We start from the raw sequence: 20,341 nt of genomic DNA on the forward strand, positions 1-20,341 counted from the left end.
CGCCATCCGACGGGCACCCGCCCATATCAGGGGGAAGGAGCATAGCGAATGCGTAAAGGCGCTCTCATAGGTCTTGACCCGTTCAACCCGGTGGCCTCGATCACGGTGTTCCAGTTCAATCCGGAAAAGATAACCCGGACGCTGACACCGCAGACCGCAGGTACGAAGGGTTCGATCTTCGAGACCGAGCGTCTGAAAGGGCCGCCCGAAGAGGTGATCAAGTTCGACCTGAAATTCGATGCCGCCGACGACCTTGATATCGGCGACAGCATCACCGAAGCCTTGGGGCTCTATCCCCAGCTCTCGGCGCTAGAGATGCTGGTCTACCCCAAGAGCGCGCTGGTGATCACCAATACCGTTCTTCTGGCCACCGGCACCATCGAGGTCATTCCGCCCACCGGCCCGCTGACGCTCTTTGTCTGGGGGCCGCAGCGGATTCTCCCGGTGCAAATCAAGGAATTCTCGATCGAAGAGCAGAAATTCGATGGCAACCTCAACCCGATAGAGGCCAAGGCCACCCTTGGCCTGCGGGTCCTGAGTTACAACGACTTGTCCCTGACCCATCCGGGTTACTGGATATTTCTTCTTCATCAGATCGCCAAGGAGGTGTTCGCCACAATCGGCAGCGTCGCCAACATCGACAACCTGGATGAGTTATTTGAGTGAGGTTTAGACATGTTTGAACCCGGCAGTCGATATGCCGACCTTGACGTCCTGACCCACATCAGGCCGGACGGTACCAAGATACGATTTGTTGCGCGCAGATTTCTGCCACGGGCCGGAGCAGGCACCGTGATCCGCGAGCACGTGGTGAAAGAAGGCGATCGGCTGGATCATCTTTCAGCTCTGTACCTCGGCGATCCTGAACTGTTCTGGCAGATCGCGGATGTTAACAATGCCATGCGCGCCGAGGCATTGGTTGAACGGACCGGCACACGCCTGATCGTAGCCCTGCTGCCCGGAGCATCGCCATGATCAACTTCTTCGGCCTTCATCTTCAGCTTCTGCTGGGCGAGACCCTGCCCACACCGGCCCCTCTCAAGGTCAATGAAGCGCTGCAAAGTGTGGAAGTGACGGCCAAGGACAGTGAACGCTCGGGCTTTCAAATGGTGTTCCAAGTCGGCCGCGGGCTTGCTGATCGCAAGGATTTTGCCCTGCTGAAAGAGGCCAAGCTGAAACCCTTCACACGGGTTGTGCTGTCGGTTCTCTTCGGCGTCAAACCACAGCCTATCATGGACGGGATCATTACCACTCATCAGTTGGCACCCAGTGATGAACCCGGCCAGTCGAAACTGACGGTGACCGGTGAAGATGTCAGCGTCATGATGGACCTGAAGAAAGAAGAACGTCCTTACCCGCAGCTGGGCGACAATCTGATCGTCCCGTTTATCCTGCTTCCCTATATCATCGACTACGGGATCGTCCCGCAGGTGATGCCGCCAGACAACGCGCTGACAACTCCAGTTACGGAACAGACGCGGAGTCAGACCACCAGGGAAACGGATCTGGAGTACATCAAAAAGCTCGCGGGAAAACACGGGTTCGTCTTTTATGTAGAACCAGGCCTACTGCCGCTTTCGAACATCGCTTATTGGGGACCGCCACAGCGCCTGAGCGTACCGCAGCCTGCGCTGTCAGTGAATATGGGACCGGGAAGTAATGTCGAGACGATGACGTTTTCCTATGGCGAGTTGTCACCGACTTCGATGACCTACACCAAGACTTCGGGCGGCACCGAAACCATCGACAGCTACAACCGCGGCGTGCCTCTGGCTGCACGCATCCCAAGCCCGCGGAAGAAAGACTTTCTTGGCGATGGGCCAGACGGGGAAAGCGATGCGCAGAAACGCGTGCGGGCGCAGGGCAAGGTCAACACCTCCTATGACAGTGTCGTCACCGCCGAGGGGACACTTGATGCGCTGCGCTATGGCCGCATTCTGAAACCCCGCAGCCTTGTCGATGTCCGCGGCGCCGGAGACAGTTTTGACGGCCGCTTCTACGTCAAGTCTGTTACCCATTCAATCGACATCAAAAAAGGGCAATACAAACAGAAATTCAACCTGTCGCGTGAAGGGCTTGGGACGACCACGCCACTGGTGATGCCATGAGTAACAGTGTTCAGCTCAATGGTCTCTTTCGCGGCGAAGTCACCAACAATATCGACCCGCAGCGGCAGGGGCGTGTGCAATTCAGCCTGCCAAGCGTATTCGGAAGCAACACGCTGACATGGGCCATGCCCTGCGCACCCTATGCCGGGCCAGGGGTCGGTTTCTTTTTCATTCCGCCGGTAGGTGCCAAACTCTGGATTCTATTCGAGCGTGGCGATCCAGAACATCCGGTCTGGATGGGAGGGTTCTGGGACAGTTCCGGCGATGTGCCCGCCAGCCCGCAGATCGCCGAGATGAAAGTACTGAAGACCGACACGGCAACCGTCACCATCGCTGATGGTCCGGGTCCCGCGTCGATCACCATCGAAGCCCAGGGTGGGCTCAAGATCACTATGGGGCCGCAAGGCATCGAGATCACAACCGGACAGGGAGCGACCGTGGCCCTGCAGGGTCCCAAGACTTCGGTCAATGGCACCGCATTGGAGGTGACGTGATGCCGGGATTTGTTCTGCACCAGGGAGCAACCGTGACTTGCCTGCATGGTGGTCAGGCGCAACCGACCAAGCCGGATCTTCGGGTCAGTGTAAGCGGCACTAAGGTCACCGTGCAGCCGGTGCCTTATACGATTGCGGGATGCACTTTGCCACCGCCAACCGCCGGCAACGGGCCCTGTGTGACGGCCCAATGGACCAGCGGAGCCACCCGGGTCATGGCAAGTGGCCAACCGCTCTTGATTCAAAGCTCGCAGGCAATCTGCGCGCCCACAGGGACAGGCGTGATCATCGTGCAGACACAGACAAGGGTGAAGGCGACATGATACAGATCGATTACCCCTTTGACTTCGACGCCCGCGGACGCACCGCATTGACAGACGGAGACGATCATATCCGGGATATGATCGAGCAATTCCTGTTCACGCGCGCCGGGGAACGTGTGAACCGCCCCGATTTCGGCGCCGGGCTGGCCGAAGTTGTGTTCGAGCCCAACAGCGACGCTCTGGCCTCGACCTTGCAGCGCAATGCGCAAGCCGGGTTGCAACAATACCTGGGCGATCTGATCACCGTGCAGGTTCTGGTTGCATCAGCGCAAGACGCCGTGCTGCAGGTCGAGGTTCGTTATCTTGTCAAACGGACAGGTGAAACACGCACAGACAGTTTCCAACGGAGCCTGCCATGAGTTGTGGATGCCATAACAAAACAGGTTTGACCTGCCGTGACGAAGGTCGCCGAGACATGGTGCGGGCTGCTGACATGAACGGACTGGACTACCTTGAGGTCAGCGACGACCAGCGTGAATTGACGGTCTATTTCCTGGGTCCAGCGCCTGAAGATTTGCAGTTGGAGAATTTTGAGATTTGCGGTGGTGCGCGAGAGACCGGGATAACTATCATCGATCTGCGGCTATGTCCTCAAACAGACCCCGAACGCGACAACTGCGTAGTGCTGACGGTGGATCGGCCCGGCGATTTCTCGACATATTGCCTGTGCCTGACCAATCTGGCCGAGGACGCCCCGTTTGACCCGCGCTACCGATGTCTTGAATTCAGTTTCAAGGCCAACTGCGCGTCAGATATCGACTGCAAGGTCGAGCGCACTTGCCCCGAGATCACACCGCCACAGCCCGAAATCGATTATCTCGCCAAAGATTATGCCAGTTTCCGCGCATTGATCCTTGATCGCCTTGCGGTCACCATGCCCGATTGGACCGAGCGCCACATACCAGATATCGGCATCACTCTGGTCGAGCTTCTGGCCTATGCGGGTGACTATCTGAGCTACTATCAGGACGCCGTTGCCACCGAAGCCTATCTGGGCACAGCGCGCCGCCGGGTCTCGGTGAAACGCCATGCACGACTGGTCGATTACCACCTTCACGAAGGGTGTAATGCCCGAACCTGGGTGGCGATTGGTACCAGTCAGGACAGGGACATCCGTGGTGGTAGCCTGTCCTTCACCACCAGCTTTGCCGGCGCACCGGACACCAGCGGTTCGGTTCCGAACTGGGCCGCATTCGATGGTATCGACGAGTCGCTTTACGAGGTTTTCGCGCCGCTTGTCTCCGATCCTGAAACTGTGTTGCAGCTACGCGCGGCTCATAACGAAATCCATGTTTATACTTGGGGCGACCGGTTGTGCTGCCTGCCCAAGGGCGCCACCGGAACTACGTTGGTGGATGGGTCACCGCCCGAACCGGAGCCGGTTCCAGAACCCGGTGAGCAGGACACGACCAATCCTGATAACTCCGATTGCGATCCGACAGACCCAGGAAACGATCAGGATTGGAAAGGGACACGCGCTCTTTATCTGCAACCCGGTGATATTCTGATTTTCGAAGAGCGCCTTGGGCCAGAGACTGGAAACGGTGCTGACGCAGATCCAACGCACCGTCACGCAGTACGACTGACCGCCGTTGAACCGGCAATCGATCCCCTGAACGGCCAGCCTGTGCTGAGCGTGAAATGGGGCGAAGAAGACGCGCTTCCCGTGCCGTTTTGCATCTCAACCGTCGGGCCTCCACCGGAATGCAGACTTCTCGAGAATGTTTCGGTCGTGCGCGGCAATGTCGTTCTTGCAGATCACGGACGCTGGCGGCCATCCGAGGATCTGGGATGCATACCCCTAGCAGATGTTCCACCGGTCTGTCTGGCAGAGGGACGATTAGCCGAGATCACCCCTCGCGCCGGATGCTTCACCCATGTGCCAATTCAGGGTCCGCTGACCTTTGCATCACCTGTTGATCACGCCGTACCGGCGACCCTAAGTCTGCGTCAGGATCCCCGTCAGGCCCTGCCTGGTCTGATCATCGTCAGTGAACCAGACCCTGATTGTGTGCCGTCCGGCACCCCGATCAGCATCCCGCCCGGCCAGGTCTCGCGGAACTGGACGGTGGTCCGCGACTTGCTGACAAGCGGCGCACGAGATGCACATGTGGTTGCGGATATCGACGCCCGGCACCAGGCGATCCTGCGGTTTGGCGACAACCGCACCGGCCGCACCCCGGACCCGTTCCACCGCATCCACGCAAGGCGTCGTATTGGCAGCGGACCGCAGGGCAATGTCGGAGCCGACAAGTTGACGATCCCTGTGCATGATACGTTGATTGACGGGCTGATCCTGACTCCGAGAAATCCGCTGCCTGCCATCGGGGGTTCTGCACCGGAGCCCATCGACGAGGCCAAGCTTTTCGCGCCGCACGGATTTGGACAGCATCTTGCACGCGCCATCACTCCTGCCGACTACGCCGAAATTGCTGAGCGACACCCGAAAGTTCATCGTGCAGCGGCAGTACAGCGCTGGAACGGCAGCTGGTACGAGATACGTGTTGCCGTCGACCCGACAGGGCAGGCCATCGCAGACGAGGGCTTGCTGGATGAGATTCTCAAGGACCTGAACCGGTATCGCCGTATCGGACATGATCTGGCTGTACGTCCAGCCATGCAGGTGCCGATTGATATCTGCATGGTCATTTGTGTCGATCCAACCCATTTGCGGGCTGCGGTCAGGCGCAATCTGGAGGCTGACTTCGGGTCCGAATGCCTGCCGGACGGCAGCCTGGGGCTGTTTCATCCCGACAGGCTGAGTTTTGGTGAGGATGTAGCACTCAGTTCGCTTATGGCTGCAGCGCAAGCGATCGAAGGGGTAGAGAGCGTGACGGTTACGCGTCTCGAGCGCCGGTACGAAGGCCCCAATGGCGAGCTGGCGGCCGGGGTGCTGCCGATAGGCCCGCTTGAAATTGCACGGGCGGACAGCGATCCCAATGCACCCGAAAACGGACGCGTTGTCTTTGACATGAGAGGTGGCAGATGAGTATCGACCCGACATGCGGGTGCTGCGAAGGCGTCGGCCCCATCACACCCCGAACCATCCATAACCGATCCGGCCTGACCGAAGTTGCAACACGGGTCGGTACGCATCCCGAGTTTTTTGCGACAATGATCGCGCGGCTTACGAGTCACGAATTGCCGGGCGGTTCGCGTCCCTTACACCGCCTAACCACGCGCGACATGGACGATCCGTCAATTGCACTGCTGGATGCCTGGGCTGTGGTATCGGACGTGCTGGCCTTCTATCAGGAACGGATCGCCAACGAGGGCTATCTGGCCACCGCAACCGAGCGGCGCTCGATCCTGGAATTGGGACGGCTTGTGGGGTATCGGTTGCGTCCGGGTGTCGCTGCCAGCGTTTATCTCGCCTTCACGTTGGAAGACGGCTACGAAGTGACAATTCCGGCAGGTACACTGGCGCGCAGCCTGCCAGAGCCCGGCGAAAACGCCGAGCCGTTCGAAACCAGCTATGATCTCGAGGCGCGAGACAGATGGGGCACCCTGACGCCCAGATTGTTTCAGCCACAAGCGCTGTTCCCCGCGACGGGTTTTGAGGGTGTCCGAGAAATCTATTTGGATGGTATCGCCACCGGGATCGAGATCGGTCAGGTCATTTTGCTTACAGGTCCGGGGCATCGCCTGCCCTTTGACGTGCGGGCGGTGGAAACCGATGCCGACGCGGGCTGGACTCTGATCAAATATGCGGACAGAGAGGTTCGGCACGTCCCCACTGAGCCCGACATCGAGGTACGAAACCCAACCAGCCCGCTGCAGCAGCTTGATGACGTGCTAACCGCGCTGCGGGAACCGCCATCTGACCAACCGGCCTCGCGGTTCAGGCTCGTCCGCGATTCCGCCCGTGTATATGACGCCACTGCCGATCTGGGGCCGCAGGTCATGGCCGAACTGATGCCCGGCATTCGCCAACCGCTGTTTGCAGCCTATGCAAACGCATCGGTGACTGGCAGCAGACCCGAGGAACGGCTTGGTGCCGAAGCGCTCCGTGTTTCGGCAACACCGTTTGGTGCCACCGCGCCGCTGGATTTTATCTATCGCGATGAAGGCGAGGTTCTGCGACGCGAATGGCCGCTGGCCGAGATGCGCAGCAGTCTCTCGGTCGAAGCGCGGGTAGAGGCCGGTGGCCCGCCCCTATTGGCGGCGGCATTTCTGCAAGAGGTCGATCTGGACGCCGGACAAGCAGCGCCAATAACTCTCTCCCTTCGCATCTGGGACCCGATGGTTTCGTCGCCACAGATTACGATACGCCTGTCCGAACTTTCCAACGCAGACGCGGTGCCAGGCGGTCGTCAACAAAGCCTGAATACCGACATCGACGATGTGCCCATCCGCATCGAGGCGCAGTATGTAGGCCCGCTCGATTCAACAGCGGAATTCAGATTAAGCGCAATTCGCGTCATCTGGGGTGCGGATACTGGCTCTGTCGGCTCGGGGCGTACGATCGCAATTACCGCGACGACTCACGGGCCGGTGTTTGCCGCAGCAGTTGTGCCCAATTCGGGGATCAGCGTAAGCATCGACGGCGTGTCAGAGGGAATCTTCGCCGGACAACCTCCTGTCCAAGTTAACGTTTCTCGGGATCGGCAAGCAACGTTGACGATGGACGCAGCCGGAACGACTTTGACCGTTCAGCGCAACGACACCGGTTTCGCAGGCACGCCAACGGCTGCAAGCGTTCTGTCTCTTGACGCGGAATACGACGGAATAGTCCCCGGCGGCCTGCTTCTGATCGATCACCCTGCCGAGGGCTGGCGCATATTCGATGTGCTGGCAGTCCGGAACGCCGCGCGATCCGACTATGGCATCTCTCAAACTGTGACCCATGTTCTGCTTGATGAACCATGGCTGACCGGGCGCGAGGCGACGCTGGGCGACATTCGCGGGCTGAAGGTTCTGGCTGCAAACGATCCCCTGCCCCTGGCTCAGGAGCCGATCACCACGGATGTATCCAGGGCCGAGATCCAGCTCGACGGATTGTACGAAGGTCTGGAGGCCGGTCGTTGGCTCGCCATCGCCGGACATCGCACGGATGTTCTGACAAGTGATGGTCAGGTCGTTCCAGAAGTGGAAGCCACCGAACTGGCCATGATTGCAGGCATTGCACATCGCCCGGCACAGATCATCGGACCAAACGGCAATGTCATTGACCTGCCCGGCGATACGCTGCACACCCGGATAACCTTGGCTGAACCGCTCGCCTATACGTACAGGCGCGACAGCGTTTTGCTGAACGCCAATGTCGTGCTTGCTACCCATGGCGAGACCGTTTCCGAAACCATCGGCAGCGGTGACAGCGCAGCCCGCCTGCAAACCTTTGCGCTGGCCCATGGCCCTGTGACGCATGTCTCGGCGCCAACGCCCAAAGGGACGAACAGCACGCTTTCGGTCCGGGTAAACGATATTCTCTGGCATCAGAGCGAAACGCTTCTGACACTGGGGCCTGATAATCGGGGTTACCAGACCAGCACCGACAATGACGATAATACCTTTGCCACCTTCGGCGATGGTCTGACGGGCGCAAGATTGCCAAGTGGGTCCGAAAACGTCCGCGCGACTTATCGCATCGGGATCGGCGCACCGGGCAATATCAGCGCTGGCCAGATTTCCACGCTTGGGTCCAAGCCGCTCGGGGTCAAAGAGGTGTTCAATCCTCGGGCCGCCAGCGGTGGCGCCAATCGTGAAACCCGCGATCAGGCCCGAAAGCGCGTGCCGCTTGCCACCCGCGCGCTGGATCGTCTGGTTTCGGTCGAGGATTACACGGATTTCTCGGTTCTCTATGCCGGTATCGACAAGGCCCATGCCGTCCGGCTGTCGGATGGCGGCCGCAATGTTGTGCATGTGACGCTGGCGGGGGCTGATGATGCGCCGATCGACCTGCAATCACAGCTGTGCCGAAACCTGAGGACAGCGCTTGCCGAGTTTGGCGATCCCTCGGTCCCGGTCGTTCTGGCCCCGAGGCAGGCGGCCTATCTTTTCCTGAGCGCAAAAGTTGCGGTTCATCCGGACCACCTGTGGGAACATGTCGAACCGCCCTTGCGTGCTACGCTGCTTGAGCAATTCGGGTTTACCCGGCGCGACCTCGGCCAACCCGTTCGTTTGAGCGAGGTTGTCGCCACCATGCAGCAGGTTCCCGGCGTCGCTTATGTCGATGTAGATCTGTTCGAGGCCCTCCGCGAGAGCGACGCAACCTCGCCTGAAACCCTGGCCGAGCGGCTCGCTGAGTTTACTAAGCGTTCGGCGCACGAACCCGTGCCTTCGTATCTGAGCGCGGGACTTGCCCATCGGGAAAACGGAACGATCAGAGCAGCGCAGCTTGTGTTTCTGAATGCAAACCTGCCCGACACTCTCATCCTGACCGAGGTGACGACATGACACTGCGCGATCCAGACCGGCTGTATAAGCTGTTACCCGCTGTTCACCGCAAGCGCGACGTCGAGCGGGGTGAACCGCTGCGCGCGTTGCTCCAGGTCATCACCGAACAGGTTGATGTGCTTGAGACCGACATTGAACAGCAATACGACAATTGGTTCATCGAAACCTGTGAAGACTGGGTTGTTCCCTACATTGGCGCTTTGATCGGTTATGAAGCGCCCCCACAGGTTCACACCGACGGAGCGCGCGGTGCCGCGCTGTCGTCGGTCCTGACGCCGCGCCGGGCCGTGGCCAACAGCATCCGGGATCGCCGCCGCAAGGGGACGCTGCCCTTGCTGGAACTGATCGCGGCGGATACGGCAGACTGGCCGTCCCGCGCGGTCGAGTTTTATAGATTGCTGGCCTGGATGCAGCCGCTCAATCACCAACGCCTTGGCCGTGGACGCACGGTCGATCTGCGCGATGGGATGGCCCTGGCCCATCTCGGCGGACCTTTCGAGCAGCTTGCACACGGTGTCGATGTCCGCCGGATCACCTCGACCCGTACGCCAGGCAGGCACAACATTCCCAGCGTCGGCCTGTTTGCCTGGCGCCTGAAACCCTACACGATCGAATACGAGCCCGCCTATGCGCGCGAGGATCAGGGATCAGGGTTATATACCTTCAGCGTTCTTGGAAACGACGCGCCTTTGTTCGCATTGCCTGTTCCCGAAACAGGAGAGTACGCCATTGCCGAACCTCGGAATCTACCGATCCAGATCGAACGGCGGCTTTTTGCGGACAACACGGAAACCTACTATGGGCCGGGCAAAAGCCTTGCGATATGGGTCAGCGACTGGCCGGAGACCGGGCAAAGCGGTCTAGTACCTGCAGAACGGATCGTTTCGACGAATCTCAGCGGATGGCATTATCGCCCGGCGCGCGATCAGGTGGCCGTTGATCCCGAGCTCGGTCGCATAGCCTTTCACACACGCCAGATTCCCGGCGGAGATGTGCGTGTGCGCTATCACTACGGGTTCTCGGACAAAACAGGCGGCGGGCCGTACCAGCGCAACCCCACCGAACCTGCGGCGGCATCGCGGTACTTCGTAGGCAAAGAGGCAGAGTTCAGCGAAATCACGGCCGCCCTTGCCAAATGGCGGGAAGAGGATCCCGACGATGCGGTCATCGAAATCACCGACGGCGGCGTCTATACCGAACGGCTGACTGTCGATCTGCGCGAAGGTCAAAGTTTACAATTGCGCAGCCGGGAAGAGAGCCGCGCTGTGTTGCGCCTACTGGATTATCGCTCTGCCCGCGGCGACGCTTTGGTGATCAGAGGTAGCGCAGGCAGTCGTTTTTGCATCGATGGCCTTGTCGTCGCCGGGCGCGGTCTGCAAATCAGGGGACCGCTCGCGGAACTGCGGATACGCCATGTCACGCTGGTGCCCGGCTGGAGCCTAACCTCGGATTGCATCCCGGACCGACCCGGCGAGCCGAGCCTCGATCTGGTTGACGGACCTGTCTCGTTAGTGATCGATCGCTCGATTCTCGGTCCGATCCAGATCAGCCTGGACGAAGTGGGCGCGGACCCGGTCGCCGTTTCAATTCATGACAGCATCATCGATGCCTCTTCGGACACGCGCGAGGTGATTGGTGCGCCATCCTGGCCATTGGCGCACGCGACTCTGGACATCCGCCGCTCGACCCTGATCGGCAAGGTTCAAACCCACGCGATCCTGTTAGCCGAAGACAGCATTTTCACCGGCGATGTACGCGTCGCCCGCCGGCAAATCGGCTGTATCCGGTTTTGTCATGTTCCGGTCGGTTCACGAACACCGCGCCGTTACCGGTGCCAACCGGATCTTGCGATCGAAGCGGCGCTGTCCGCATTGCCCGAATTACCTGTAAGCGGCTCGGTTTCAGTGCCTGTCGAAATTGGTGGCACGGCGACCGGGCCATCCGGCGCTTCACCCGAAACAGCCAATCTGCGACTTCGACTCGATACAACCGAAGCAGCTCCTGGCATCGGTCAACCCTTCACGCTGACGCTCGGCATTGACAATCTTGGACCCAACTCCGCCAAGAACCTCGTGGTCACAATCCTGCCACCCCGAGACGCAGATGATCCGACCGGAAGTGCCTTTGAAAGCGGCTCCGATGTGACCGTCAGCCGAGGTGCCCTGATCGCCGACAGCGATCCGCCTGTGTGGGAGCTGTCAAGTCTGGGCCCTGGTGAATGTGCCGTGCTGACGGCTAATTTGGTTGCCGCTGCTCCGGCCGACCCACCGCATTTGAGCGCAAATATCTCGGCATATGAATTTGAAGGTGACGCCGCCGACTATATAGCAGGGTTGCGCAGTGCGGCGGCTTCCGAAATGCGACCAATATTCACCGCTCGGCGATATGGAAGACCTGCATATTGTCAGCTTGATTTGTGCACTTCGCCTGGCATTCGCGACGGCGCGAGCGATGCTTCTGAGATGGGTGCATTCCATAGTCTTTTCCAACCGCAACGCACGGCTGCGCTGTCTGCGCGGCTTGCTGATTACGTTCCCGCCGGAATATCCGCCGGGCTCATTTTTGCCAATTAGGAGGGTGGAACCATGAAAGCCGACCTCAGCCGCGACAGTTACCACCGACAGCATGGATATGCCCGAGTCCTCATGCAGCAAGGGCGCGTTTTGCTGGACGCCGACTGGAACGAACAGGTGTCCATCCTGCTCGAGCAGACCCGAAATCTGGCCGCCGACCTGATTGGGCCGCACGGCGGGCCGGGTGACGGGTTCAAGATCTCTTGTTCTGACGATCTGTTGTGCGATTTCGAAATCGGCTGGGGGCGCTACTATGTCGATGGCATAGCCTGCGAACTGATGCCCGATCTGCATTGCCCACCGCAGGGTGAAGCGGTGCCGATCCGCTATACGACGCAACCCGACTTCCCGGTCACCGAAGGCGGTAAGGAAGAACTCAGCCCCGGCGGGCGGTATCTTGTATATCTCGACGTATGGGAACGACATCTGAACCACCTGCAGGCCGAAGGCATCCGCGAACTGGCCCTGGGCGGACCGGACACCGCAACACGCGCCAAGATCGTTTGCCAGGTCAAAGTTGCGGCTTTGGGCAAAGAGGGCGACGAAGACCTGGGGTGCGAAGAACTACTGGATGCCCTGGTCCGCAACCCGTTGACCTTGCCGCGCTGCCTTCGGGCACGAGCAAAGGTCGACATGCCATCCGAAGACCCCTGTTTGGTGCCGCCGACAGCTCAGTACCGGGGACCCGAAAACCAGCTGTACCGGGTCGAGATACATGACGCGGGCGCTGTGGGAGGTGCAAAGGGACAAGCAACTTTCAAATGGTCGCGCGACAACGGTTCGGTTGTGTTTGGAATACGCAGCCTTGAGGGCGCTACCGCAACACTAGAAAGCCTCGGACCGGATCAGGCGCGGGGGTTGAAAGAAGGCGACTGGGTCGAAATCCTCGATGACGTATCCGAGCTTACGTCGACCCCTTGGCCCTTGTTCGAAGTGGCTGCAGTCGATCGTGTAAACGCCGAGATAACCTTGTTGGTACCTGAAGGCACAGTGCTGCCGGTTTTCACTGAAACCGCGAACACCCACCCGATACTACGGCGCTGGGATCAGAGATCGGCTGCAATCCCGGTACAGGAAGCCAAATGGATCGAGCTTGAGGACGGTGTGCAGATCTGGTTCGAACAGGGCGGCGACTACAAAACCGGCGACTACTGGCAAATCCCGGCCCGCACCGCGACTGCGGATGTGTTGTGGCCGCAGGAAACCGGCCCGGATGGTTCGCCCTGGCCCAAAGCCCTGTCGCCGCGCGGCATCCGGCACCATCTGGCGCCGCTGCGCCGAATCGATCTGGACGAAAACGGGCGCGTAACCTGTGCGGAAGACGAGTGCCGCTGTGTTTTCCCGTCACTTTGCGCTCTGACATCGCCAAGTGAATCCGAGCCTCCGGAACCGGAACCCGAATTTTCGCGTCAGACGTTGGGCATTATCGAATTCGAAGCCGAAACCGCGACACCACTCGACGCCTCGATCGAGACGCTTTCAGCAAACATTTCTCACCTGCGCAGTTCTATCGAAACCGGCACGTTTCATCAGGTCGAGATTCGCTCGATCTCAATCGAGCCCGAACCGGTCGGATTGGCACTGGGCGCGCGCCGGGCTGAATTGGTCGCGGAATCCTATCTCGAAGCCGGAGTTCCAGCGGCAGGTATTGTCAGGACGGCAGTTCGGATAGCAGACGATGGTGACCCACGGGTTGAAAGTGATCTGATCCGGCGTGTGAAACAGTCGTCACCCGCCCCTTCAGGCTCATCAAACACCTCCATCACACCGGTGAATGACGTTCCGGGGGTCGGCGACATCTCTGCTGAACGGCTAATTGCCGCCGGTATCGAAGATGCGGCAGCGTTGGCCCAGCTGAGTCTTGACAAGCTGGTTGAAATTCTGAGCCCGGCAAGTGGTCGCGCCTTTCCCCGCAGCAGGGCCAGTGAAATCCTTCGGGAAGCAAAACGCTTTGAATGACGGCAGTTGCGACCCGAGCCTGGTTACTACCCGTTCAGGCAATGTTGCACGGATGCGTTTTCAGGTCCGTCCGACCTTGATAGCCCTGATTTGAGTATTGATTTGCAGATGAAAGACAGATCCAACACCCGCCCCAGACAATCGCCACGGTCCGGGTCTTCCTAAGGATAACCTGTGATCGCCGGCTCAGTCTTCCAGGGCGGACTTTTGCCCTCCCAAAAGGCGCAGGACCAGGCTGGCTATCAGGCTCAACCCGTACCAAGTTGCCAGAAAACCGACACATTCCAGCGCGAAAGATCCCCATTTGTAGAACAGATCGGCAATTACGAAGGCAATAAGCAGCCAAGGCCCTTCCTGACGTACAAACGCTGAAACACCTTGTGATTTAATGGCTCTGTGCATGATTTCGGTCCCTGAATTAAATAAAAGATGCAGGATCAGACGATCACAGGCGGTCGACGGCTTGGTGTGTCGTATCGCTGTTGTCCGAACCAGGTCATTGTCGGTTCAATATCGCTCTGATTGCCCCCGCCCTGTAACGTGTACCCTGCCGCCAACCATGTGAATCCGTCATGGGCAACCTCGGAGCAATTGGTATAATCGCCCCATTTCATCAAGGTGGGCGTGTCCGTTCCCCGCCGTGCAAGAAGCAACCGCCATAGCCCGTCGATATCGTCATAGGTTCCGACGACATGGCTTGGATGCAGATTACCTCCGCCAGCAAAGAGCGACAGCCCGACATCTCCGAACCGATTGACCGCGGTGGATGGATAGGCAAACGCGATTTGACTGTTCCAGATATCCGGCTCATCAATCAGGGTCATCGTCGCCTCATCGATACGGACGGTTCGGACAAAGGGGCGCTGCCTGTTGGCCTGACGGTTGGCTGTCCACATAAAGCCTAACGTTCCCCGCCCCAGCCATCCGGCGGTAATACGCGGATCGGTCCGCGACATCCAGTCACCACCACCTGCCGTCAGCGAGGAATAGCTTCCTGCAAACCATGGCGTGACGTCGATATCAAACTCTTCAACATCTGGCGACGTTTCGGGCCACCTGAATACACGTATTTGCGAGTTCGAATTATGGCTGGCAAAGTACATAGCGCCGCGTGCGCCCTGAACACATCTCAGGGAAAAATTGTCCTGCGTCTCGAAAATGTCGAAAGAAAGTCCGGACGCAGCAGCAATTTCATCCAATGAAATCCGCAAGATAATGGATCGTGTAAAGATGTTGGTACCAACTGAAAACACGTTGGTACCAGCGTAGAGATAATTCTCGGACAGCAAAACGTGGTTATAATCGAACCATTCTTCGTCCCAGTCCGGATCAACACCGGACGGTGTAAAATCCCACAGGTTCCACGCATCGTTTCCCAGGGTCCGTCCCTGTTTGGCGGCAAGCCTGAGCGTGTTGCTTCCGTCCCTCTCAACATATTGCAGCAGCCAGATCAGCAAATCACGGCTTGGGTCATATACGGTAGTCTGGTCGCAGCAGAACCCGTTGTCGACCGGAGGGAAAAGCGTGAACGGACTCATATGGGACCAGCTTTGGCCGCCATCCAAAGAGCGGCTTGCATACCAGTTTCCAGTTGCCAGAAGCTGGTTTCCGTTCTGGGAAACCGTAGGTTCGCCAACCGTCGAGGTTTGGCCGTTGGTGTCAAAATCGGTAAGGTTTACTGTATTGAAAATCCTTGGTTGATGAGTCGAGGGCATAGCGACCTCCGTGGATGTATTGCCGTAAAAAATGCGATCATCTGATCAGTAGTCCAAATCGGTTGGGCTTACGTCACTGCCACTGCTCTCGGAGTTGTCCTCCTCAAGAGCCGGGCCACCCGTGCGACGCTTACTTGAAACTTTTTCGTCACGCTCGCTCAGCATTTGAGGGGTCATCAGGCCTGACGCTTCGGCCCGCTCTCCCAGAGCGGACATTGCCGAGGGCTGCGATCTGACCTGAACCTTGCCCTTGCGGGTACTGAGTTTTCTTTTTGCTTGGTTTGCCATTCAAGCCTCCTGTTCGTTCGGGCACCATATGCATCCGAACTGATTAATCTCAGATCATCTTGAATGCGCCGATTTTAAAATATTTCGCGCAGTTTTTCAATTGAATGGATCGGCTGTTCCGCTGGAATCCGTGCCTTGATCAAGCGACGCGAACGAGTCCCGGGGCTCAGACACAAAAAACGATCGAGATTTTTTGAACACTGATTATTCGCGCGGTCTAACAAGTAAGTATTGGTTTTCAGACGCAGATCAAGCTCTCGGCCTTCGCAACTTCGATCAAGGCCGGAAAATATGCTAGACTTCTCGTGTTTTTGAGCGGGGCGTCGGATGAGCCAGCTAAACGATTTCGAGACTGAAACTATTGAACAAGCGGAATTCGAGAAGCGAACTCGGCGTTATTTTCGTGCTGCAAAGCTGATAGCCAGCGCGCGATCCGAACGTGATAGTGACGCGTTACGCAGGGCCGAAGCCTTTGCGATCGGTGCCGCTGTTGAATATCGCCTGAAAGTCGCTGAGGCTTTGCAGGTCACCCCGCCTCCTGATATTTCCGAAAACCTTCTGACACAGCTCGATTATGCGGTGGAAACTTATCCAACAATTCCTGACCTGTATTGGGACAAAGCAGTCATACAGGGCCGTTTCTTGAGCGATTTCGAAGCAGCACAGATATCGCTTGATCTGGCGCTAGTGCACGGAATGTCCCATCCATTGTTACCTCGCCTCCAATCTTTAATTCACGATGCGGATGGATCAGCCAAGCCCGACGCCACGCCCACCAGAGCATTGCTCAGATTGTTATTCCGTTTGATTCACGCCACAGCAGACGGCGACTTCGGAGGCGTGATCGGACCTACATCAGGTCACAACCTGCCCGTCAACTTCGACGACTACCTGGCGCACGCCAGGAATCTGGCCAAGGAAGGGGCGGACACGAAACCTCTTTTTGATGGGTTTGAGCAACTGTCTTCGGCACGACTCGTCACCGCCGACGCGCTCGATTACGGGCTTGAGTTTGTTTTTCGCGCGACCGAAGCAGGCAGCGACGAAAATGCAGCCCGTCAGGCGTTGTCCGAGCTGGCCAGCTATCTACGGGATTTCTCGTTTCATGAATCCGAAGGCCAACCGTCTGGTCACAGTTTGCGCAAAGCCGTCAGGCTGGCGCGTCGCGGTTTGGATATTGTCGAGACGACGCAAGTTCCGCTCGATCCGGACCTTCACGCGGATTTGTGGCTGGCGCTTGGCCAAGGAACCGGCCGTCCCGGAAATCTGGACGTTGCCCAGACATTTGCGGCCTATACAACCGCACTCCGCCTCAAACGCGCGGCTTCTAACACGGTCGATGAAAACAGGTTAGTCGACCTCTTAAAGAGAATGCTCGACTATGCAGTACAGCTTGGCATTGCGGCGGATACTGGCATCTCGGGCCTGGGCGAAGCGCGGGCGGCGCTGGAAGCTTCATATACTGCTGCAAGGGAAATTGGCGACAAGGATCAGGTTTTTCTGATCGGGCTTCAATACAACAACCTTTTGAGCGCCATCGCGCAACCGGATTTTGCCCTCAAGGTGCTGGATGAGATGCTGCCCGATCTTGAAGGGGAACGACGCGTCGATGTTCTGCTGGAAAAAGCGATGCGGCTTTCCGAGGCACGCAGAAAGCGGGAGGCGCTACTGCTGCACGAAGACCTTGAGCCGCTGATAAAAATGACCGATGCACGGACGCGCTGCATATTCTGGAACTCATTTTCCAACGCGCTACGCGAATTAAAGCTGTTTGACCGGGCGCTTGTTTCAATTGACAAAGCGATCGCGGTGAAACCAGACCCCGGAGAATACATCGATCAACTGGGGCCGATGCTTCATACGAACCGCGGTCGCATTCTGCTGGAGCTATCGCGCCCAGAAGAAGCCGAACATGAGATCGACGAAGCCGCACGTCTGATGGCGGCAAATGCACCAATCGGTGATGAGAAAATTCGATCAGCCGGGCTGCGCACACAGGTTCTGCTGCAGAAAGGTGAATACACCAAAGCACACGACACATGTGAACACGCAATCGACCAATTGTTCGAGCGCCTGACGCATGGGGGTGCAGACCCCATCGTTTGGACCTCGATGCTTCAGGAATGGAGCAGATTTGACGGGCTTGGGATGCTGACAAAGGTCAAAGCAGAACGCCCGCCCGACGAAACATTGGGATTTGCCGAAGCGGCGAAGGGTCGGCTCATGCGGCTGCTCACCCGCGGTGGGGGCGATGACGAAAAGAAGTTGCTAGCACCTATAGGCATGATGCCCGCAGTCGAGGCCGCCAGAGATTGGGTTCGCGCGGAATCCGGACGCCAGATTCTCTCGTTCTTTTGCAGCACCAACGTTCTGGCATTGTTCACTGTTCAAGGCGCAGAGGCCGACGTTACGTATCGCTGGATGGATGGTTGTATCTATGACGAGTTTCGCGATTATGTTTTTTCTCCGTGGCAGAAAGTAACAGATTGGTCACTCGATCGCCGGATTCAGCAGGCGCTTGCATCGCAACGCGCCCCGCCGGACCTGCTTTTGGACGCTGCAGAATCCATGAGCGGTATGGTTCTGGATAAGCTTGGCAGTCTGATCGACGAACTGGCGCCACAGCTGAGACATGGCGGCAGCCAGCTCGTCATTGTGCCTCATCGGGTCCTTCGGTCTATGCCGCTGTGCAATGCACGATTGCCGGATGGTAGGTTTCTGTCCCAACTGTTTGATGAGGTTTCCGTCGCGCATTCGATTGCCGAGTTCCTGAATACCGACACCGACACCGATCTCCGCAGTTCAAAAGCGGGTGTTGGTCCACGTCTGATACTTGATCCGTGCGGCGATCTGCTCTTTGCGCGGCTCGAGGCATGCGACGTTCCTGCCGAACGGGTAGCAATGGGTAAACAGGCGACAAGGCAAGAGTTTTTGAACGCCATTTCAGAAGACGCGCGTGTATTGGTTTCAGCACATGGCGAATTCTGCCCGAACGATCCGTGGTCCTCTCAAATAGCGTTTTCAGATGGTCGTATGGCGCTGTCCGATCTTGTGTCCGAACGTCGGCTGGCGACCCGTCTTATGATCCTATCATGTTGCGAAGCGGGCCTGTCGCAATCCAGCAATTCGGACGAGCCGTTCGGTTTTCCAAGCATTCTTCAGGCCGCCGGTGTTTCCTGCGTTATTGCGCCGACCTGGCGCGTAGACGACCTGGCAACATGTCTGTTGGTGTCACGAATACTGCACGAGCTGGGTAACGGATGCGCTCAGGCGCGTGCGGTAGGATTGGCCAGCCACTGGCTCAGACAGCTCTCGGTCCATGAAACGCTTGATTGTCTTTCCGGGCTAAAATCGGGGGCGGGGACAGGCGCTTCTGGTGACTCTGATGCGGTGCTTAACGCTCTGGCGGAACAGGAGCAGTGGCTGTCGGAGAATTTTGCAGGGCCCGAGAAACCCTTTGACGCGCCGCTCTACTGGGCTGGACTCCAGCATTTTGGTGTTCCGCCTGCAATGTCCTGAAACAAACGGAGTAAACCAATGAAATTCGACAAAGTTGTTATATTCGCTCCTGAACCGCAGAGTTCAACGCTGGGACGTCCCACCTCAGCGCGTGGCGAAACCCGGAGCACACAGCTGGCGAACGCTGTAGAAGTTGGTGTGGATGTGATGGAGCAGAACGTTACCTCTTTCGTTGAAAGTGTCTCGACGATGATCGATGCCGCTGAAAAAGCGGTGGTTGGCGAAGTGAACCTTGATACCGTGGAGATATCCGTTCAGGTCGGCACAGACGGAAAAGTGGGATTCATGGGCATAGGCCTGGGCGCCAATGCAACCTCCAGCATGAAAATCGTGTTCAAAAGAAGAACCAGGGCAAACTAGGATTCGGGTCACCAAGAGATCGATTGATGTTCTGATCGATCGCCTCCGACGCTGACTTGAATGTTCGCGAGCCGAGATCGTTATGGTTCACCGGACAGGCAATCTTTGGGATAAAGGCGCAGACATACCAACCGTTTCCAGTTGAAAAGACGCCAGCCAAAGGGGCTTTTCCGCAGCATGCGTGAGACACAAATCCTGATCGGGAAATGGAAGGAACACTGCAAAACTAAATGACCGCATACTGCTATGGGCTATCATCCACCAGCCACGGAAACCGTCGTCGCGATGGACCAAAGACAAGTCATGCCTGAGCAATCGAACTGGACCACTTGGATGAAGTTGCACCGGAGCCGTAGACCAATCCGTTAAGAGTTTTTTCCAGGCAAATATGCACGCTACACCCCATTTTTTGCAGTTTTGCGAAAACTCCATCAAAAAAAAGCCCCGAGGCTTGTCAAAGGAATGGCCATTCTCTAGGACCGAGCGCGAATTACCTCTAATCGAATGGTTCAGTTATGTTGATTACGCCCATCCTCCTTTGCGGAGGTTCTGGAACCCGTTTGTGGCCCTTGTCGCGTAAGAGCTATCCTAAACAATTTGTGTCTC

The 20,341-nt window shown here is 57.9% G+C and carries 16 protein-coding genes; 13 read left to right on the top strand and 3 right to left on the bottom strand.

The features are described from left to right. Positions 1-48 precede the first annotated feature (48 nt). Genes ACR0IM_RS18105 through ACR0IM_RS18150 form a run of 10 tightly spaced genes read left to right on the top strand, consistent with a single transcriptional unit; the run spans position 49 to position 13,853 of the window. Positions 49-666, top strand: a complete 618-nt coding sequence (locus ACR0IM_RS18105) for a hypothetical protein (RefSeq protein WP_480595092.1) — start codon at positions 49-51, stop codon at positions 664-666. Between the two features lie 9 nt (positions 667-675). Then, positions 676-975, top strand: a complete 300-nt coding sequence (locus ACR0IM_RS18110; RefSeq protein ID WP_480595094.1) for a hypothetical protein — start codon at positions 676-678, stop codon at positions 973-975. Then, a complete protein-coding gene (locus tag ACR0IM_RS18115; RefSeq protein ID WP_480682761.1) occupies positions 972-2,108 on the top strand; it encodes a hypothetical protein in 1,137 nt (378 codons plus the stop codon). Before ACR0IM_RS18110 ends, ACR0IM_RS18115 begins: the two co-directional genes overlap by 4 nt. Beyond that, positions 2,105-2,602 carry a phage baseplate assembly protein V gene (locus ACR0IM_RS18120; RefSeq protein WP_480682762.1) on the top strand — a complete coding sequence of 166 codons (498 nt, stop codon included), beginning with the start codon at positions 2,105-2,107 and terminating at the stop codon, positions 2,600-2,602. The genes ACR0IM_RS18115 and ACR0IM_RS18120 overlap by 4 nt, the downstream gene beginning before the upstream one ends. Then, the gene (locus ACR0IM_RS18125; RefSeq protein ID WP_480595100.1) at positions 2,602-2,925 is read left to right on the top strand and encodes a hypothetical protein; all 324 of its coding nucleotides are present in this window, start codon (positions 2,602-2,604) and stop codon (positions 2,923-2,925) included. The genes ACR0IM_RS18120 and ACR0IM_RS18125 overlap by 1 nt, the downstream gene beginning before the upstream one ends. Beyond that, the gene (locus ACR0IM_RS18130) at positions 2,922-3,284 is read left to right on the top strand and encodes a GPW/gp25 family protein (RefSeq protein WP_480642582.1); all 363 of its coding nucleotides are present in this window, start codon (positions 2,922-2,924) and stop codon (positions 3,282-3,284) included. The genes ACR0IM_RS18125 and ACR0IM_RS18130 overlap by 4 nt, the downstream gene beginning before the upstream one ends. After that, the gene (locus ACR0IM_RS18135) at positions 3,281-5,914 is read left to right on the top strand and encodes a putative baseplate assembly protein (RefSeq protein WP_480682763.1); all 2,634 of its coding nucleotides are present in this window, start codon (positions 3,281-3,283) and stop codon (positions 5,912-5,914) included. Before ACR0IM_RS18130 ends, ACR0IM_RS18135 begins: the two co-directional genes overlap by 4 nt. Then, positions 5,911-9,321, top strand: coding sequence for a putative baseplate assembly protein (locus ACR0IM_RS18140; protein WP_480682764.1), 3,411 nt, complete (start codon positions 5,911-5,913; stop codon positions 9,319-9,321). The genes ACR0IM_RS18135 and ACR0IM_RS18140 overlap by 4 nt, the downstream gene beginning before the upstream one ends. After that, positions 9,318-11,894, top strand: coding sequence for a hypothetical protein (locus tag ACR0IM_RS18145; RefSeq protein WP_480682765.1), 2,577 nt, complete (start codon positions 9,318-9,320; stop codon positions 11,892-11,894). The genes ACR0IM_RS18140 and ACR0IM_RS18145 overlap by 4 nt, the downstream gene beginning before the upstream one ends. A gap of 12 nt (positions 11,895-11,906) precedes the next feature. Beyond that, positions 11,907-13,853: a DUF6519 domain-containing protein gene (locus tag ACR0IM_RS18150; protein WP_480682766.1), complete on the top strand. Its 1,947-nt coding sequence runs from the start codon at positions 11,907-11,909 to the stop codon at positions 13,851-13,853. Positions 13,854-14,039: 186 nt separating this feature from the next. Here ACR0IM_RS18150 and ACR0IM_RS18155 read toward each other — a convergent pair whose 3' ends face one another. From ACR0IM_RS18155 to ACR0IM_RS18165, 3 genes are read right to left on the bottom strand one after another with little or no spacing between them, the layout of a single operon-like run. Beyond that, positions 14,040-14,255 carry a hypothetical protein gene (locus tag ACR0IM_RS18155; RefSeq protein WP_480595116.1) on the bottom strand — a complete coding sequence of 72 codons (216 nt, stop codon included), beginning with the start codon at positions 14,253-14,255 and terminating at the stop codon, positions 14,040-14,042. A gap of 35 nt (positions 14,256-14,290) precedes the next feature. Then, positions 14,291-15,568 (bottom strand): hypothetical protein, encoded by a 1,278-nt coding sequence (locus ACR0IM_RS18160; protein ID WP_480642577.1) that lies wholly within the window; start codon positions 15,566-15,568, stop codon positions 14,291-14,293. 45 nt (positions 15,569-15,613) lie between these two features. Continuing rightward, positions 15,614-15,856, bottom strand: coding sequence for a hypothetical protein (locus ACR0IM_RS18165; protein ID WP_480642576.1), 243 nt, complete (start codon positions 15,854-15,856; stop codon positions 15,614-15,616). A gap of 327 nt (positions 15,857-16,183) precedes the next feature. On the opposite strand from ACR0IM_RS18165, the gene ACR0IM_RS18170 reads away from it, so the two are divergent. From ACR0IM_RS18170 to ACR0IM_RS18180, 3 genes are all read left to right on the top strand, one after another. Beyond that, positions 16,184-19,375, top strand: a complete 3,192-nt coding sequence (locus ACR0IM_RS18170; RefSeq protein WP_480682767.1) for a CHAT domain-containing protein — start codon at positions 16,184-16,186, stop codon at positions 19,373-19,375. A gap of 18 nt (positions 19,376-19,393) precedes the next feature. Continuing rightward, positions 19,394-19,735 (top strand): Pepco domain-containing protein, encoded by a 342-nt coding sequence (locus tag ACR0IM_RS18175; RefSeq protein WP_480595128.1) that lies wholly within the window; start codon positions 19,394-19,396, stop codon positions 19,733-19,735. Positions 19,736-20,250: 515 nt separating this feature from the next. Then, positions 20,251-20,341: sugar phosphate nucleotidyltransferase (locus tag ACR0IM_RS18180; RefSeq protein WP_480595140.1), on the top strand; the 91-nt coding region annotated here is incomplete at its 3' end.

The organism is Ruegeria sp. BF6, assembly GCF_056538665.1.

What these genes read in the sequence shown, in the direction of transcription:
- ACR0IM_RS18140 (WP_480682764.1), top strand. Translation starts at nt 5,911, where the DNA reads ATGAGTATCGACCCGACATGCGGGTGCTGCGAAGGCGTCGGCCCCATC.
- ACR0IM_RS18105 (WP_480595092.1), top strand. Translation starts at nt 49, where the DNA reads ATGCGTAAAGGCGCTCTCATAGGTCTTGACCCGTTCAACCCGGTGGCC.
- ACR0IM_RS18135 (WP_480682763.1), top strand. Translation starts at nt 3,281, where the DNA reads ATGAGTTGTGGATGCCATAACAAAACAGGTTTGACCTGCCGTGACGAA.
- ACR0IM_RS18125 (WP_480595100.1), top strand. Translation starts at nt 2,602, where the DNA reads ATGCCGGGATTTGTTCTGCACCAGGGAGCAACCGTGACTTGCCTGCAT.
- ACR0IM_RS18175 (WP_480595128.1), top strand. Translation starts at nt 19,394, where the DNA reads ATGAAATTCGACAAAGTTGTTATATTCGCTCCTGAACCGCAGAGTTCA.
- ACR0IM_RS18155 (WP_480595116.1), bottom strand. Translation starts at nt 14,255, where the DNA reads ATGCACAGAGCCATTAAATCACAAGGTGTTTCAGCGTTTGTACGTCAG.
- ACR0IM_RS18115 (WP_480682761.1), top strand. Translation starts at nt 972, where the DNA reads ATGATCAACTTCTTCGGCCTTCATCTTCAGCTTCTGCTGGGCGAGACC.
- ACR0IM_RS18145 (WP_480682765.1), top strand. Translation starts at nt 9,318, where the DNA reads ATGACACTGCGCGATCCAGACCGGCTGTATAAGCTGTTACCCGCTGTT.
- ACR0IM_RS18165 (WP_480642576.1), bottom strand. Translation starts at nt 15,856, where the DNA reads ATGGCAAACCAAGCAAAAAGAAAACTCAGTACCCGCAAGGGCAAGGTT.
- ACR0IM_RS18170 (WP_480682767.1), top strand. Translation starts at nt 16,184, where the DNA reads ATGAGCCAGCTAAACGATTTCGAGACTGAAACTATTGAACAAGCGGAA.
- ACR0IM_RS18160 (WP_480642577.1), bottom strand. Translation starts at nt 15,568, where the DNA reads ATGCCCTCGACTCATCAACCAAGGATTTTCAATACAGTAAACCTTACC.
- ACR0IM_RS18110 (WP_480595094.1), top strand. Translation starts at nt 676, where the DNA reads ATGTTTGAACCCGGCAGTCGATATGCCGACCTTGACGTCCTGACCCAC.
- ACR0IM_RS18130 (WP_480642582.1), top strand. Translation starts at nt 2,922, where the DNA reads ATGATACAGATCGATTACCCCTTTGACTTCGACGCCCGCGGACGCACC.
- ACR0IM_RS18120 (WP_480682762.1), top strand. Translation starts at nt 2,105, where the DNA reads ATGAGTAACAGTGTTCAGCTCAATGGTCTCTTTCGCGGCGAAGTCACC.
- ACR0IM_RS18150 (WP_480682766.1), top strand. Translation starts at nt 11,907, where the DNA reads ATGAAAGCCGACCTCAGCCGCGACAGTTACCACCGACAGCATGGATAT.